The sequence below is a fragment of the Carboxylicivirga litoralis genome, assembly GCF_025499605.1.
GTDB lineage: Bacteria > Bacteroidota > Bacteroidia > Bacteroidales > Marinilabiliaceae > Carboxylicivirga > Carboxylicivirga litoralis.
The window spans coordinates 250763-266620 of sequence record NZ_JAFMVC010000005.1 but is presented as its reverse complement, the minus strand read 5'-3'; the positions used below and the strand labels follow the sequence as shown (position 1 = coordinate 266620).

Here is a 15858-nt window from a genome sequence, read left to right as displayed (position 1 = left end):
GATTCGTGCGGAAGCTACACTATGCCAAAGGACCGGCACGTGTAATAAGGGAGTGTTTATTACGTTCTGTTGTAAGTTTATGCTGCTCCTGTTTAAATGGTTGTTCCTGAATGATTAAAGTCGGTTCGACATTAATCAGACTGTAAAACATTCCGGAACCAGCACTGAATGCAGGAAGTGATTGATTAGAGACGACCACCTGGTATTTGGTGTAATCGCTTAATGCACTCTCCTGATGTGGTAACTCACTAAGATCTTTGATGGCATTTTCCCAATCAACAACTTCATTCCAGTGAGCTGTAGATAACAAGTGGAATTGTTCAAGAATAATTTCCCGAACGTTATCATCGGCATAGAATCGTTTATTACCAGCATCGGAAACACTGGCAGCAGTCATCAAAAGAGTTACCCCGATGAGCTTTAAATAATACGCTTCTATTTTGTTCGTTTGATTCACTTATTGTCAAATTGCACGTAAAGATGCGAAAAGATTTTTATTAATGAACGACAAAAAGGGTGACTATTTCAAAAAGAAACGTCACCCGAACATTAAGATACTATTCTGAATTTATTGTTTTACCTTATTATTTGTTCAATTTCCTGATGCGATAAGGCCGGGGCTTGCTTTTCTTTTAGTTTAGCAATCACTTTCTGAGCAGCCACTCTCGCATGTTGTTCTGAAGCAAATGCTTTATAACCATCAATAGTTGGTATGAAATCTTGCTTAATAAACAACTTATTGTCATTATGAATCTGATATCCATAGCCATCGTTTACTTTGTAAACTTTGTAAGTATAATCAGAGCCAGATTTTTCGAAATAATAACCCAGGCAACAGACCAATACAAGTATCACACTGCCCCACTTTAAGAAAGTTCTTATAGAGCGATTAGTCATCATCATCCTGCTCTTCGTTAGGATTAAATGTCCACACATCGTCGAAATAATAACCCGAACTATTACCAGTCGCTACATACGGCTTATCATTTATAGTGAATGACACAGCATCATAACGTGGAGAACCTTCGAAATTACTGCGTTGCTCCCACTCATCAATATCGGGGTTATATTCCCAGGTTAAAGAGCCTGGTGCACCCGGACCTCCTGTTGTAACATAACCCAAACCATTAACTGCAAATGACACTGCTTTAATCCCTGTTATTTGATACTCATCATCATAACTCTCGTCCTCATTGGCATCTGTACCAATGTCGCGCTTGGCATCCCAAACATCAGAGTTAGCATCATATTCCCACATATCATCCAAATACTGCCCGTTATCCATCCCTGTTAACACATAAGCTTTCTCATCGATAACAAAAGCAGTCGCATGACGTCGTTTGTTACCACCAATACTTACTTTTTGCTCCCAGGTGTCGGTCGCCGGGTCATATTGCCAGAAATCTTTTAACAAGTTACCATCGTAACCCGTTCCAACATAGCCCTTATTATTAAGAACGAAAGAAACGGCATCATAACGTGCTGTTCCGGCAAAATCACTTTTCTGCGTCCAGCTATTTGATGACGCATCATATTCCCAGGTATCTTTCAGTTTATCTTTCCCATCATATCCGGTTGTTACGTACCCCTTGCCACCAGCTCCAAAACCAACGGCTCCATTACGGGCCGAGCCTTCGAAGTTGGCCACCTGAGTCCAAAAGTCCTTCTCTGCATCATATCTCCAGAAATCTGTTAAACGCTCATCTTCAACGCCATCATAGCCTGTTCCTATATAAGCATAGTTATCTATTACAAAAGCCACCGCATCGCAACGCGGAACACCTTCAAAAGCGCCTTTTTCAACCCAGTTACCCATTAAATCTTCATCATCGTCACTAGATGAACAGGCACTTAAAATAAAAAGTGATAGCAAAAGCCAAATACCTAATTGCTGTTTATAATTCATTGTTTGTCTTTTTTAAAATTCGCTCAAATCTAGAGTTCAAATGGCGCATAACTAAATCAATTCGATTAATCGCTCCTTTTTATCTTCATGACACCTGTTTTCTTCAACAAACGGCATCTATCCTTTCAATGAACGCCAAATGTCCATTAGTTGAGTAGTCTATACCTTTTGTATGGATGCACCCCGATTTAATTGATAAGATTTACAGACTTGCCTGATGAAACCTTTATTTGTGGAAAAATCACAAGAAATTCAATCAAACATATGGTCAATCATCAAAACAGGAAATGGTATTTATTACCCATATTTCTTATAGGTATGTGGTTTGTATCATGCCAGGAGGGCGAACTGGACATGGACGACAACTTTATTTACACGTCTACTTATACGTCCTTAATTGACACCGTAACGATTCAGCTTTCTACCATTGTAGATACGGTTAAAACAACATCCACCGGCAATGCTTTAATTGGCTATCATCAACATCCGATAATGGGTGGACAAACGGCGCAATCTTATTTTTCACTAAGTGCACCAAGCAACTTTAGCTGGGACACAGAGAAAGAAGTATTCGATAGCTTAGTACTTGTTTTACGTCCTACTGGTTATTCAATTGGCGACACGACTGTTGATGCTTTGTTTAATGTTCACGAGCTAACTGAAACCATTGAGTTGAACGATGATGGCTCGCTATACAACACTAATTCATTTGCCTTTAAGGAAACACCTATCAGCACGGAATCATTCAGACCCTACCCTCAGAAAGAAGAAGAAGTTAACATGCGACTGGATGACACTTATGCCATTAGCATCATCGATTTTTTAAACACTTACAAAAACCACACAGATAAAAACTCTTTATTTGAAGAAGACTACAAAGGCTTTGTTATTAATTGCGACACTACGCAAACAAGGGCTGCCATGGCGTTTGAAGTAAGTGACTCCACATCCTACCTGCGTCTCTATTCGCACACTGTTGAACAGGAAAAAATAGAAAAAGAGCAAACTTTTAGTTTAAAAAGCACCACCCAATTCAATGAAATATATGCCCATAATAAGGATATCATCTTTAACCAACTTGAAGATAAAAAGAGCCGGTTGACTGAACAGTCTACAGATGGAATGGTCATACTTCAGTCTGGGCTTGGTTATAAATTCAGAGTTGATTTACCTTCATTGAACAACTTGATTGAATTAGAAACCAAAGGCCATATTGTTAAAGCTGAACTGCGCATACATCCCAATATGGATATCATGCAAACCGATGAATTACCTTCAACGCTCTACATTGGTGATATATATCGAGCCAACGAAATATGGGGATATCTTACTGATACAAACAGTAATTTGCTCACCAGTGTTTTAACTGTCGATCGTATGTATCACGAAAATACTTACTACTCCTTTGACTTAACTTATTACATCAATTCACGCATGCAAGAAGCTGTAGTGGACACCGACCAAGGCTTATTTATCACACTGCCCGATGATGACATGGGTAGTTCTTTAATGTGGCTCGCCGTCAACGGTCATTCAATAACTAACAACAATTCAAAGCTTCTATTATATTATTATTACTACGACAATGAATAAGATACTATTGATATTTGTACTGTTTGTTTCAACGCAAATTATCTGTGCACAAAATAACACCTCATCACTATATTCTGCCTATGGTATTGGCTTACGACAATCAAAAGCGGACGCCTCATCGGCCGGTATGGGCTATGCAGGCCTGGCTCTTCCTTCAACAGGTTATTTAAACAATCTGAATGCCGCTTCGTATAGTGCCATCGACAGTGTCAGATTTATTTTTAACCTTCAGGGTAGCTTATCGTTTTCCGATTACCAAACACAGAGTGAACAGCAAAAAAACATCGACGCTAACCTGGAATCATTTTCATTTGGTTTTAGAGCCAGTAAAAATTGGGGTATGGGATTTAGCTTATCACCGTATTCAAACATTGGTTACAACGTCAATAGCCAAAAGTATATTCTGGGCACCTTGAGTAAATACCCGATAAACTATTATGGCGAAGGAGGTATTTCGCAATTATCATGGCACAATGGCTTTCAACTAACGAAGCGATTATCATTAGGTATAAGTGCTTCGTATTTATGGGGTTCAACCGATATAATTGAAGTCTCATATTACCCTCAATTAGATGGTGAAACCATTTACAACGAGCGTAATTATCATGTATCAAGCCTTCTGCTTGAGTACTCATTTCAATATCACCAACCCATTGGTATGTCCACATTATCATTTGCTGGCTCTGCCAATATGTCAACCGAGTTAGATACTTATTACAAACATCGTATTTATAATGATGTTACTTCAGATTTAAGTTCAACTGAAAATGATGCCAACAACATTTTTATTCCTTTAAACTATCAGGCAGGTATTGCGCTACAAACCCATAAAGGATGGACAATAGCAGCAGATTACCGTTATGGTGAATGGTCGAAATCAGAACTATTAATATCTGGTGGCGAAGCTCGTAATACTCATGGTGGAAGTTTTGGTATACAATATGGTTCCACGCGTTACCACCGTTCCTTATTTAAACGCATGCAATACCGTATTGGTGCTTTCTACGACCAGGAATACATCACCATACAGGGCAATGACATTGACACAAAAGGAGTAACAGCCGGATTAACCATTCCTATGCGCGATGGCTCCAAAGTAAATGTGGCCTACGAATACAAAGAGCGCGGCACAATGAATGCGGGATTAATACAGGAGCGATACAACTCCTTTAAAATTGGACTTACCTTTAACGAAACTTGGTTTCAGAAACGAAAATTTAAGTAACTCATCATACTTTTCTGTACTAAAAATCCCAACTACCATCTGGCTGAAATGGAAGTTGGGATTTTTAAATAACCAATAAATTAAAATCGCTTGTAATAATATAACTGTTTTAATAACCGTTGCAAAAGTAATGGCAGTTGCCATCGTAAACAATCACCATTTATGGGGATTTTTGCGCACTTAAGTAAAAATAATTACATTTGTTGCTTATGACACTAACAGTTGCTTATCTGGTAAAGTAAAGACAGGCAAGTCCTTACTATTTTCTTCTTCGATATTAATTATCGGCCTGTCTTTGGTATATCCTTATTTTTAGTAAATTATAAGTTTATAACTGCTACCTGGCAGTTCATAATTGATAAGCAATGAACAATTTATTACATACATACGGTTGGCTTTATTATAGTCAACGAACACAAACAACAATAAACCTTAACGAACTTGGACGCATCCGCACCGTAAACAAAACAAGCTATGAGGTTATTACGAACGAAGGCATTTTAAAGGGAGAAATAACCGGCAGGCTATTATATGCGGCCGAGCCAGATGAAATGCCTCAAACAGGTGATTGGGTTAAAATTATGCAATTTGATACGCAATGCATCATTACTGAAATATTGCCACGATACAGCACTCTGGCTCGTAAAGAGGCAGGCAAAACCTATGACAAGCAAATTATTGCCGTTAATGTAGACCAGGCATTGATTGTGCAAGGCCTCGACAGAGATTTCAACCCTCGACGACTCGAACGAATGGTAACGGTTTTGAAAGATGCCGGTATTATACCCAATATCCTACTAAACAAAGTCGATTTAGTTAATGATGGTGATGCGAAAATTGCTCAAATCAAAAGCAATATACCCAACACTCCCATTACGACAATCAGTGCCTTAAACAACACTGGTCTTTCTGAATTAGCTAAATTACTTAAGGCGGAGCAAACCTATATTTTAATTGGTTCTTCAGGAGCTGGGAAAAGCACACTGATTAATGCATTGATGGGTAACAACATACAGGCAACCAAACACACCAGCCAAGCTGTTGGAAAGGGTGTACACACAACTACCCGACGTGAACTATTTGCCTTGCCCAATGGCAGTCTTATCATTGATACGGCAGGTGTTCGTGAGTTTGGATTAGCTTTGGAGAATACGGAATCGATTGCTGAAACATTTACTGATATCAGCTCCTTGGCTGAAGAATGTTATTATCAAGATTGCACGCACATCAACGAACCCGATTGTGCTGTTCTTAAAGCCATAGACGAAGGACGGCTTTCCTCCGATTTGTACGATAGTTATATCAAGCTCAGAAATGAATCGGAGCATTATTCCACATCTGTGCAGGATAAAAAGCGTAAAGGCAAAAGTCTGGCTAAAGTGATAAAAAACATGAAACGTTACAACATCAAAAAACGCTATTAAAATCAGACTTTAGATTCAAAACTAAAGATATAGGATTAAACGCTAAATGATTAAAATCTCCTTTAGTATCAAAACTTTAAATAACAACCCGAGTTCGACATAAAATTAAATGCTCAGACCGCTTATAAATAATTGGTTTCAAGAAATCTTTGTGAAGGCATAGCGAGCTATGGTAAACAAAGATGACGTAAAAAACAGTTGTTTAGAAGTGGTAAACCTAACTTTTTATTAACTAACTAATCTACTGCTCTAAATTTTTATCGCCATAGCTCGCTATGCCTCAAAAATTTATATTGTATATCAGTCATTTAATAAAATCTGAGCTGTTTAATTTTAATCGAACTCGGGTTAATAGACATACACCTATTTAAATTCAAACAACAATGAACAACTACACATATACCAAAGCCAATCATTCAAACGACTTAGAACAATTGGTTGAACTATTCAATAATGTATTTGCACCAGAAAAAGTGGGCCAATTTGCCCGTATTTTAAGCGATTTCTTTCCTGGCTTCAGCTTTTCAAATTGGTATGTTGCCAAAGAACAAGACAAGATTGTATCTGCCTTTGCTTCCATCCCCTGGCAATGGAGTTTTGATGACATTCATCTAAAAGTTGCAGAGCTAGGCATTCTTGGTACCTGCGAAGAACATCGAAACAAAGGCTTATTTAAACATAACAATCAACTGTTTGAACACGATTTGCAGAAGCAGGAGTATGATTTAGCAGTTATACAGGGTATTCCCGGCATCTATCACCGCCTGGGCTACTATTATGCTTTACCAATGGAAAACCACACAGAGGTACCTCTTCATTCCATTCCAAGCGATTTATCCATCGATATTCGTGAAGCACAAACTGACGACATCCCTTTTCTGATTGAAGAAGAAACATACTTTAAAAAGAATTACAACATTACTTCAAACAGAAGCCCGGAACAATGGCAGTACATTTTGAAAGAAGGACGAAAGTCGGAATACGGCAGTCGCATTTTCATCATCAAGACTACAAACTATCAATATTATTTAAGAATATTAGATGGCGGTTTTGGCACAGGATTGACGATAAGTGAAGCCAGCATGTCAATGCCTGTCGATGTTCAGACAGCAGCCTTTAGCTTATTAAAACAGGAAGCCCAAAAGCTTAAAAAGCCCTATTTACGTCTTAACCTTTCTGGTTCGCATCCTTTAGTTCAGGCAGCACATCATTTAGGGGCAACAGTGCGGCCATCATATGCCTGGCAAATCAAAATAGTAGACTATATCAGATTTATCAATAAGATAAAGCCTATTTTAGAGAAACGAATTAAATCGAGTGCATACTTCGACCTAACTGGCCTTACAGCATTGAATTGTTACCAATTTCAAGTTAACATCGAATGGAAGAACGGTTTAATCACCGGCATCAACCAGGAGTATGCTGAAGAAGCCTCGTATACCTTAAGCATACCGGAGCATTTATTAACGAAATTGCTGTTAGGTTATCGCTCATGGCGCGAATTGCAATACATAAATCCTGATGTATTCCCGGCTGACCAGTATCTGCGGTTTTCAATCGAACAACCTTCAGAAGCATGCGGCAGCTTGTTTGATGTGCTTTTTCCAAAACTCAACAACTGGATAAACCTGGAATACTAAAGCTTGATAGAGCATTTAATAATATAGCTTTAGAATAGGGCGTCTGAAAACAAAAAATCACGCAAAGTGCGATAGCTAACGCACCGCTATGCTTTTCGCAACGGTCGCAAAATTGAGACTGTCATTTTTCAATACTTTGCGCACTTTGCGAGAAATATTCGTGTTTTTGGACAGCCTTTTGCTTTTAAGAAGTAAATAATTACCGAATAGTTTCTATTTTCGCTTTCATGAAATTCTGGCGCAAATACCATAAATGGGCAGGTATCGTCCTTAGCTTTTTTCTATTGTTATTTTCGGCATCGGGCATATTGCTCAACCATCGCGAAGCCATTAGTGCGCTGTCAATTCCCCGCTCTCTGCTATCATCCAGCTATCAATACCATAACTGGAATAATGCTGCTCTAAAAGGCAGTCTTAAAATCGATAGCACCAGTACCCTTTATTATGGAAATATAGGCTGCTGGCTCTATAATGGTAACAATGCCAGCTGGACTGACTTTAACAAAGGCTTTTCAAATGGTATTGATAAACGAAAAATCACCAAAGCACTACAATCAGCAAATGGTCGTCTATTTGCGGGCACACTTTTTGGCCTTTATGAATACAAAAATAATCACTGGAATTTTATTGATTTAAATATCGACCACCAGCGCATTACGGATTTAACCGAAGTCGATAACGAGCTAATGATATTAACAAGAAGTGAATTAGGTCGACTCCATCTTGGTAATGACTCACTTGAAATCAGCACACTCCCAGCTCCTGAAGGACATCAGAGAACCACCAGTTTATTTAAAACCATTTGGGTATTACATAGTGGCGAAATACTTGGAACAACAGGCAAACTGCTGGTCGATATAGTCGCATTGGTTTTTATCTTCTTATCCGTTACCGGAATAATTTGGTTTATTTCGCCTTCTCTCATTAAACAGGCAAAGAGAAAACTACAATCAGCTGAAAAAACGAAACAACTCCTTCGTTTTTCTGTCAAATGGCATAACAAGCTTGGTTATTACACCACTATAATGTTAGTTTTTACCACTTTTACCGGGATGTTTTTACGACCACCATTGCTTATCTCTATTGCCAATGCCCAGGTTAAAAGTATCCCCTACTCAATGCTCGACACTCCCAATGCCTGGCACGACCAATTAAGAGGCATCCGCTATAATAGCGACTATGGTGTATATATTATTTCCACAACCAAAGGTATGTATGCTATGACCGCTGACTTTAAGGAAATGGTAAAAATACCTAACCAGCCACCTGTTTCTGTAATGGGGATTACTGTTTTTGAAGAAAAAGCCGCTAACAATTACCTGGTTGGTTCTTTTAGTGGCCTGTACCTCTGGAATCCGTTTACAAACTTCTGCTATAACTACATCACTAAACAACCGCATATTCCGCAGGTGGGCATGACGCGCCCCATTGGTGTGAATATGGCAAGTGGATATCATATGGATGAAGCAGGCGAGGTGTATTTTGATTATAATCAAGGGGCAGTAACGCTTAATTCTAATATACGATTTGAGCAAATGCCAGAATCAATAATCAGCAACTCTCCGTTATCACTTTGGAACCTGGCTTTAGAAGTACATACAGGACGCATCTTTCAGGATTTTATTAGTGCTTTTTATATCTTGATTGTTCCCTTGACTGGTTTAAGCACCATCATTCTTTTGCTATCAGGCCTTTGGATTTATCTAAAAAAATCCCAAACATAACCTTTTATCCAACTGCCTTTTACAAACGAACACTGAAGTTCATAAGTACAATACGTTATTTTTCTAAAACCAATTATAAAATTATGCGTAAGCTGGCATAATGATGAATGGTGACATGTGGAGAAATAAATTGATAGAAGGGCTTAAAAAGACTGTTTATATAAAACCTGAGGACTACGAAGTTCAAAATTTGGTTTTAATTCACATGCTTCATCTTACTATGTGTTTAATTCTAATTGCAACCATCTTCAATCCTTTCGTTGGTGTAAGTAAATCCGTTATTTTTTCGAATAATTTATCAGCTTTTATTATTGGATGTATTTATTGGGCAGTCCGTTTTAAAAAACGATACACGCTTGGAAGACGTTTATACTTACTTTTTGTTTTTGTAATGATCAACTACCTGTGGATTGAAACAGGAGGCAGCACCGGACCAACAGTTGTTTATATTGTCGCATTTGTACCAATGCTGACCTTCATGGTAAGTTCAAAGATGCTAAAATACACTTACACCATTATATTCTTTAATATTCCCATGCTCCTACTCTTTGAGGTGTACTTTCCGGAATATATCACTTCATATCCCAGCCAACTGCATCGAGTGATGGATATTTTAATGGTATTTTCAGTTTTTATTGTTTTTGAGATACCTCTTATTATATACGTCAAAAAAGTTGTAATTGAACAGCGAAACACGGCACGTCAATCAGAAAAACTAAAAACATCGTTTATCACCAGTTTAAGTCATGAAATACGGACCCCTATGAATGCTATCCTGGGCTTCTCCGAATTACTAAACCAAGATGATTTAGAAAATGACGAAAGAAAGTCTTACATCAATCATATCAATGAGAATGGCAACACTCTGCTGTTATTGTTGAATAATATTATCAATATTTCAAAGATTGAGCAGGAGCAGACAAAGGTTTCGTTATCCAAATTTGTTGGGTTACAAATTGTTCAACGTGTCTATTCATCTCTATCCTATAAGCAATCGGATGCTGTTGATTTTAGAATAGTAGCAACAGAGGCTGATAATGATATGATATACTCTGATGCCGCAATGCTATTCCAGATACTAACCAACCTGACTTTTAACGCCTTAAAATTCACTAAAGAGGGTTTTGTTCATCTGGATATTCAAACCCACGGCCACTGGATTACTTTTATTGTGAAGGACTCTGGTATTGGCATTTGCCAATCGAAACAGGACAAACTGTTCAAGCAATATGAGCAGGCAAAAGACGATAATCAACTAATGAATTTAGATGGCAGTGGATTGGGACTGGCAATTTGCAGCAATTTAACTGAGAAGCTGAATGGTCAACTATATTTCGAATCGGAGAAAAATGTGGGCACCACTTTCTATTTAAAACTCCCCACTAACAATCAATAACACACTGAATCACTGCACATTCAATAAGAAAAAGCCAAGCATTTAATAATCTGATTTATTCTTTAACAATTAATAACATCAAATTTGTCACCTTAATCTGGTTCTAGTGTGTCTTTATTGATGAAAATATAACAAACCGCCTGTCTTTAAAACTATTTTAAACAAAATAACTAAAACACAAATCAACAAATGCGCTTTTTAATTACATCTCCAAAACAAGTTATACTCCCTATATATCAAAAACTTAAACAAGCAAACACAATATCCAAAAGTAACATCAACTTACAGATAGTCACTTTCTTAACATTCATAAGTCTTAATTTAAGCCTCGATATAGTAGGACAACAAAAAACAGTTAAATATGGGGATGGCATAAAACCCGGTATGCGCAAGGCAGTTTTGATACTTTCCGATGGCCGTACCATTGAATTATCGGAAAACGACTCACTTAATTATTCTCAAAAAAACAAAATTATAATCTCCTCCGATTCATTAAAAGCATCTCCTGATTCTAAAACAAAAGATCAACACACATTAACGATACTTCCTAAAAACATCAATCGGTCAAAAGGAAAGAGCAGAAAAAAAATAGTAAAGGAGTAGTATTACTCCTTTATTTCATTTATTGAAGATGTTTCTCCTATAACTGTGGCAACCGTTGCATCACCAGTCACATTAACTACAGTTCGTACCATATCAAGAATTCTATCCACTGGTAAGATAATACCAATCCAGGCCGGATTTAAGCCAACTGAGCTTAAAACGATCATTAGCATAACCAAACCAGCACTTGGAATGGCAGCCGAACCAATACTCGCTAATGTTGCTGTCAATATAATCGTTACCTGCTGACCAAAGCTGAGGTCAATCATATGCATCTGGGCCAAAAAAACAACAGCAACAGCCTGATACAAACTCGTTCCATCCATATTAACGGTAGCTCCTATGGGCAATACAAAACTCGACACCTTTGGATCTACATTTAAGTTATCTTCAACACATTCAAGGGTAACAGGCAACGTTGCCGCACTTGAACTGGTTGAAAAAGCCAGCATCTGTGCTGGACTAATACCCTTTAAAAAACCTTTATAGGTCAGCCGCTTTACAAAAAACTTCATGATAGTGGGGTATATCACAAAAGCCATCAGTAGTAATCCAGTCAATACGGCCAACGAGTACCAAGTCAGGCCTTTAAACAATTCAAACACTTTTGCAGGATTGTCACCGGCCATCTCTGACACCAGACCAGCCAATAAGGCAAAAACAAAAAATGGCGCACCCTGCATAATCAATTCCACCATTTTCAAAAACACTTGGGTAAGTCCATTAACCAAACTAATAACCGGTTTCGATTGTTGGTCGGGTACAAATAGTAGGGCAATACCAAAAAACAAAGCAAAAAATATAATTTTCAACATACTTCCGTTATCCGACATAGCCATAAACACATTACTTGGCACCATGTCTTCAATAAACGTGAGCGGTCCACTCTCCTTTTGATTTTCAACGAGTTTTAAACGTGATTGTACACTTTCATCTTCATCGTAACCACGACGCTTGGCCACCTGATGTATCAGCTCCTCATTGCCTGGTTCATCCAGAATATTCATATTATCATGTACCGGCTGGCCTTCTTGCTTCGCCCACAATTCATAAGCAATTCTGTTTTCCTTTCGCACCTCATCATCCATCCATAAGCCGGGCTTAGAAATATTAACAATCAATAGGCCAATTGATACAGCTATAATTGTGGTACACAAATACAACACTAACGTTCTCACTCCCATCCGCCCCAGCTGCTTTGGGTCGCCCAAACTAACAATGCCGCCGATAATTGAAAAAAGCACTAATGGAATGGCAATGAGTTTTAGTAAATTAATAAATATACGTCCCCATGGTGCTAACCAGTTAGTTGTAAATTCGCTCCAACCAAAAAAGCCGGATAGAACAGCCCAAAATATTCCCAGAAATAGTCCAATAATGATTTTCCAATGCAGTGCTAATTTCTTCATTCAAATGTGTGTTTTCAATTGAACTGGCTAATTTACAAAAAACACAAGACAATATTGGCACAAAACAAAGGCTACTCCAAAAACGAAGCAGCCTTTAAAGCGAATTGTATTTGGGAATTATTGATAGATGCGGATTTGACTTAATAGCTCAATATTATCCAAATCGGAATAGTCGTATTGATACAAACCATCGGTACCAATTAGCAACAATACCTCTCCTAACGGTATGACATCGAAGGCATTTATATCGGGATAGTGGGCTATTTGATTATTAGCAATGGTTAATGGATCACTTGAATCATAAATTTTCAAACCGGCATTGCCATCACAAATAAAAAGTACCTCATCGTCAACTCCTAAACCATAAGGTTCTTTCATCGAATAAGACTTGACCATTTGTGGGGCTTCAATGGTTGATATATCAATAACATCGAGCTGACTTTCAATAGCTCCACACAGGTTGCCTCCACGAAGTGTTACATAGGCATAATCACCCTCTACCACAACAGGGTCGCAAGCTGTGGCATGTCTGAATTCTGAAATATATTCTGGATTAGCCGGGTTTTGCAAACTATAAATATACATACCGCTTTGCGCGCCAATAAACAGCAGTTGATTATAAGGAAACAGAGTCTCTATCTGCCAGCTTATAGGTATCTGCTTGGTGAAATTAGGATTGGAGTTATCCGACACATCAAACAAATGTAATGAAGCATTATCAATTGCATAAAGATAATCGCCAAACAACGTAAATCGAGCCATTGAGCCTCCTGTACCATTGCCAGTAGGACTGACCTTTGCAGACGATAAAGCATCAAAACCAATGAAATTGGATTCCCACATTGGAAAGCGACCATAAGTTACCTCATTAGGTTCTACATCCACTGTTTCCTGTGTGACTTTATAGCCGATTATCACACCTTTTGTCTGATCAACTTTGCTTAAAATTCCATCAGTGAAGGCTGGAATAATGTATGGAAAAGCCTCTTCGTCCCTATCTACCTCTACTATATTATTCATATCGCTGATATCGATAGTCACCAAATCGATATAACTATCAACATAAAGCATTGTACCTTTTATTGCCATATCAACATTACCCGGAATCTCCAGAAATGATACAACTTGTGGCTGAGCCGGATCGGAATTATCAATGATATGAATGCCTTTTTGATATTCATTGATAAAAATAAAGTTATCCTTGAAGTAAATTTTACCAGGTTGAACAATGGTTTGAGCACTTTTCATCTGAAACGATGACCGCAAATCATCATAACTTAAATATTCAGGTGTATTAACAGTGTAGGTTTCTTCAATTTTATCGCTACAAGCCGAAAATGAAATAATGGCCAATATAACAACAGAAAAATTCAATAGTATTTTCATCACATTAGGTTTTAATTACGGTTAATAAAAGGGCAAGCACTTCCTCACCACATACAACTGACTAGATGAACCTTAGAGCATATGGTTGCGTCTCTAAAAATAATTTTCCATTGACGCAACCCATTTGTTAAATCAACAGTCTTACCTATTAAACCTTATTCAAATGAGAAAAAAATTATCCCTTCTACTATTACTTATACCTATCTTGACGTGGTCGCAAAACAATGCTGAATTAGTACCACCTAAAGAAAAAGGCTATTTCAACTACACATCCATCGGCTCCTTAATTGGCTCGAAAAATGACGACAAAACTTACATTACTTCCTTGTTGATGGAACATAATTATCAGTTTAACAATACAATTGCTGCCGGTCTGGTAACTGGAGTAGAATGGCTTGATGTAACCGTAATGCCCTTAGGGCCTAATGTTAAAGTATTTATACCCAATAAGAACAAGTCCAGTTTCTTTTGGAGCACCTCTGGTGGTTATGCCATTGCCCTGGAAGACATGGAATTTTGGGAGTATGAGATTATCGACACAAAAGGAGGTGCTTTCTTTAATACTGAGTTTGGCTATTTATTTTCGAGTAAGCGGCATTATAATTTCTTTATAGCCTTAGGTTACCGTTACCATGAATTTGAATTTACCCGAAAAGACTGGTATTTAAACGAAGTAGAGAGAAAAACTACCTATAACCGTCTTTCGGTAAGGATTGGGGTGAGAGTGTTTTAAGCCCTAATTATCTAACAAAAAAGCCACCAGCTGATAGCTATTAGCTAATGCTTCAAGTCACTCCCTGAGCGTGTTCCCTGAGCGGAGTCGAAGGGAGTAAATTTGTTAGATCATTAGATATTGTGCTTGGGATACTGAGTTCGATTTAAATTTTAAAACTCAGGCTGCAACAAAGAGTTGATTTACAAGTAATATCATTAGAGGAACTGTCCACATAGTAAGATGGGAATAGAACCTGTTCTTTTTCATATTCTCTCTCACCCTACACTAACATCTTTATAAAAAACTTATAGCTCATTTCCAATAAATATTTTTGTGCTTCATTTTTTGTGCTTCTTGATACATATCAAGCTAAACATGATAAAAACATGACATAAATCCCCATATGTAGGTATTTGGATTATTAAAGAATTTTTTCATTTTTGCACCGTGATAAATAAGCACATAAAATACCAAAAAGTCTTTAATAGGCTGGCAATACTGCTTGTAATGATGTTTGCGATTCAAATTGCAAGCAATGCTTTGTTTTATCACACCCATACAATAGATGGAAAATCGTACAGTCACGCCCATCCAGGTTGTGACGGACACTCGCACAATGCAGCCGATTTTGCTTTCTATCAACAACTACAAAACATGTTATCAGATGAAACGCCAAAGCTTTTATCTGATATTCTGCCTTCGTATATTGAAACAATTCAGATGGAGATCCCTTTCTTCATCAATGAGCAATATCTGGGCTCCAACTCCGGAAGAGCTCCTCCTGTAGCTTAACTCCCTCACATTTAATATACATTACCGTTGGCTTTCATTACTATA

At 37.8% G+C, this 15858-nt stretch carries 14 protein-coding genes; 9 read left to right on the top strand and 5 right to left on the bottom strand.

Annotated elements, in window-relative coordinates; genetic code table 11:
- Positions 1 to 19: 19 nt before the first annotated feature.
- The 3 genes from J1N10_RS07470 to J1N10_RS07460 form a co-directional block, all read right to left on the bottom strand.
- On the bottom strand, positions 20 to 457 hold the full coding sequence (locus J1N10_RS07470; RefSeq protein WP_262326068.1) for a hypothetical protein: 438 nt from the start codon (positions 455 to 457) through the stop codon (positions 20 to 22).
- 119 nt (positions 458 to 576) lie between these two features.
- Entirely contained in the window at positions 577 to 855 is a 279-nt protein-coding gene (locus J1N10_RS07465; RefSeq protein WP_262326067.1) for a DUF4907 domain-containing protein, read from the bottom strand.
- Between the two features lie 34 nt (positions 856 to 889).
- The gene (locus J1N10_RS07460; RefSeq protein WP_262326066.1) at positions 890 to 1906 is read right to left on the bottom strand and encodes a Kelch repeat-containing protein; all 1017 of its coding nucleotides are present in this window, start codon (positions 1904 to 1906) and stop codon (positions 890 to 892) included.
- Positions 1907 to 2224: 318 nt separating this feature from the next.
- Between J1N10_RS07460 and J1N10_RS07455 the strand changes: the two genes are divergently transcribed.
- The 7 genes from J1N10_RS07455 to J1N10_RS07425 all read left to right on the top strand — a co-directional run bounded on the left by J1N10_RS07455 (position 2225) and on the right by J1N10_RS07425 (position 11511).
- Positions 2225 to 3499: a DUF4270 domain-containing protein gene (locus J1N10_RS07455; protein WP_262326065.1), complete on the top strand. Its 1275-nt coding sequence runs from the start codon at positions 2225 to 2227 to the stop codon at positions 3497 to 3499.
- Positions 3492 to 4724 (top strand): PorV/PorQ family protein, encoded by a 1233-nt coding sequence (locus J1N10_RS07450; protein WP_262326064.1) that lies wholly within the window; start codon positions 3492 to 3494, stop codon positions 4722 to 4724. The genes J1N10_RS07455 and J1N10_RS07450 overlap by 8 nt, the downstream gene beginning before the upstream one ends.
- A gap of 365 nt (positions 4725 to 5089) precedes the next feature.
- Positions 5090 to 6148 (top strand): ribosome small subunit-dependent GTPase A, encoded by a 1059-nt coding sequence (gene rsgA, locus J1N10_RS07445; protein WP_262326063.1) that lies wholly within the window; start codon positions 5090 to 5092, stop codon positions 6146 to 6148.
- A 383-nt stretch (positions 6149 to 6531) separates the two neighbouring features.
- A complete protein-coding gene (locus J1N10_RS07440; RefSeq protein WP_262326062.1) occupies positions 6532 to 7788 on the top strand; it encodes a GNAT family N-acetyltransferase in 1257 nt (418 codons plus the stop codon).
- Positions 7789 to 8015: 227 nt separating this feature from the next.
- A complete protein-coding gene (locus J1N10_RS07435) occupies positions 8016 to 9512 on the top strand; it encodes a PepSY domain-containing protein (protein WP_262326061.1) in 1497 nt (498 codons plus the stop codon).
- Positions 9513 to 9732: 220 nt separating this feature from the next.
- The gene (locus J1N10_RS07430; protein ID WP_262326060.1) at positions 9733 to 10908 is read left to right on the top strand and encodes a sensor histidine kinase; all 1176 of its coding nucleotides are present in this window, start codon (positions 9733 to 9735) and stop codon (positions 10906 to 10908) included.
- A 189-nt stretch (positions 10909 to 11097) separates the two neighbouring features.
- Positions 11098 to 11511, top strand: a complete 414-nt coding sequence (locus tag J1N10_RS07425) for a hypothetical protein (protein ID WP_262326059.1) — start codon at positions 11098 to 11100, stop codon at positions 11509 to 11511.
- Between the two features lie 2 nt (positions 11512 to 11513).
- On the opposite strand, the gene J1N10_RS07420 is transcribed toward J1N10_RS07425, so the two are convergent.
- Positions 11514 to 12920 carry a dicarboxylate/amino acid:cation symporter gene (locus tag J1N10_RS07420; RefSeq protein WP_262326058.1) on the bottom strand — a complete coding sequence of 469 codons (1407 nt, stop codon included), beginning with the start codon at positions 12918 to 12920 and terminating at the stop codon, positions 11514 to 11516.
- Between the two features lie 117 nt (positions 12921 to 13037).
- A complete protein-coding gene (locus tag J1N10_RS07415; protein WP_262326057.1) occupies positions 13038 to 14306 on the bottom strand; it encodes an LVIVD repeat-containing protein in 1269 nt (422 codons plus the stop codon).
- A 163-nt stretch (positions 14307 to 14469) separates the two neighbouring features.
- On the opposite strand from J1N10_RS07415, the gene J1N10_RS07410 reads away from it, so the two are divergent.
- Both J1N10_RS07410 and J1N10_RS07405 read left to right on the top strand, forming a co-directional pair.
- The gene (locus J1N10_RS07410) at positions 14470 to 15039 is read left to right on the top strand and encodes a hypothetical protein (protein WP_262326056.1); all 570 of its coding nucleotides are present in this window, start codon (positions 14470 to 14472) and stop codon (positions 15037 to 15039) included.
- Between the two features lie 489 nt (positions 15040 to 15528).
- Positions 15529 to 15813, top strand: coding sequence for a hypothetical protein (locus tag J1N10_RS07405; RefSeq protein WP_262326055.1), 285 nt, complete (start codon positions 15529 to 15531; stop codon positions 15811 to 15813).
- Positions 15814 to 15858 lie beyond the last annotated feature (45 nt).

Excerpts from the sequence above, each read along its gene's own strand:
- J1N10_RS07460 (WP_262326066.1), bottom strand. The coding sequence starts at position 1,906 with ATGAATTATAAACAGCAATTAGGTATTTGGCTTTTGCTATCACTTTTT.
- J1N10_RS07455 (WP_262326065.1), top strand. The coding sequence starts at position 2,225 with ATGTGGTTTGTATCATGCCAGGAGGGCGAACTGGACATGGACGACAAC.
- J1N10_RS07450 (WP_262326064.1), top strand. The coding sequence starts at position 3,492 with ATGAATAAGATACTATTGATATTTGTACTGTTTGTTTCAACGCAAATT.
- rsgA (WP_262326063.1), top strand. The coding sequence starts at position 5,090 with ATGAACAATTTATTACATACATACGGTTGGCTTTATTATAGTCAACGA.
- J1N10_RS07440 (WP_262326062.1), top strand. The coding sequence starts at position 6,532 with ATGAACAACTACACATATACCAAAGCCAATCATTCAAACGACTTAGAA.
- J1N10_RS07435 (WP_262326061.1), top strand. The coding sequence starts at position 8,016 with ATGAAATTCTGGCGCAAATACCATAAATGGGCAGGTATCGTCCTTAGC.
- J1N10_RS07430 (WP_262326060.1), top strand. The coding sequence starts at position 9,733 with ATGTGTTTAATTCTAATTGCAACCATCTTCAATCCTTTCGTTGGTGTA.
- J1N10_RS07425 (WP_262326059.1), top strand. The coding sequence starts at position 11,098 with ATGCGCTTTTTAATTACATCTCCAAAACAAGTTATACTCCCTATATAT.
- J1N10_RS07420 (WP_262326058.1), bottom strand. The coding sequence starts at position 12,920 with ATGAAGAAATTAGCACTGCATTGGAAAATCATTATTGGACTATTTCTG.
- J1N10_RS07415 (WP_262326057.1), bottom strand. The coding sequence starts at position 14,306 with ATGAAAATACTATTGAATTTTTCTGTTGTTATATTGGCCATTATTTCA.
- J1N10_RS07410 (WP_262326056.1), top strand. The coding sequence starts at position 14,470 with ATGAGAAAAAAATTATCCCTTCTACTATTACTTATACCTATCTTGACG.
- J1N10_RS07405 (WP_262326055.1), top strand. The coding sequence starts at position 15,529 with ATGATGTTTGCGATTCAAATTGCAAGCAATGCTTTGTTTTATCACACC.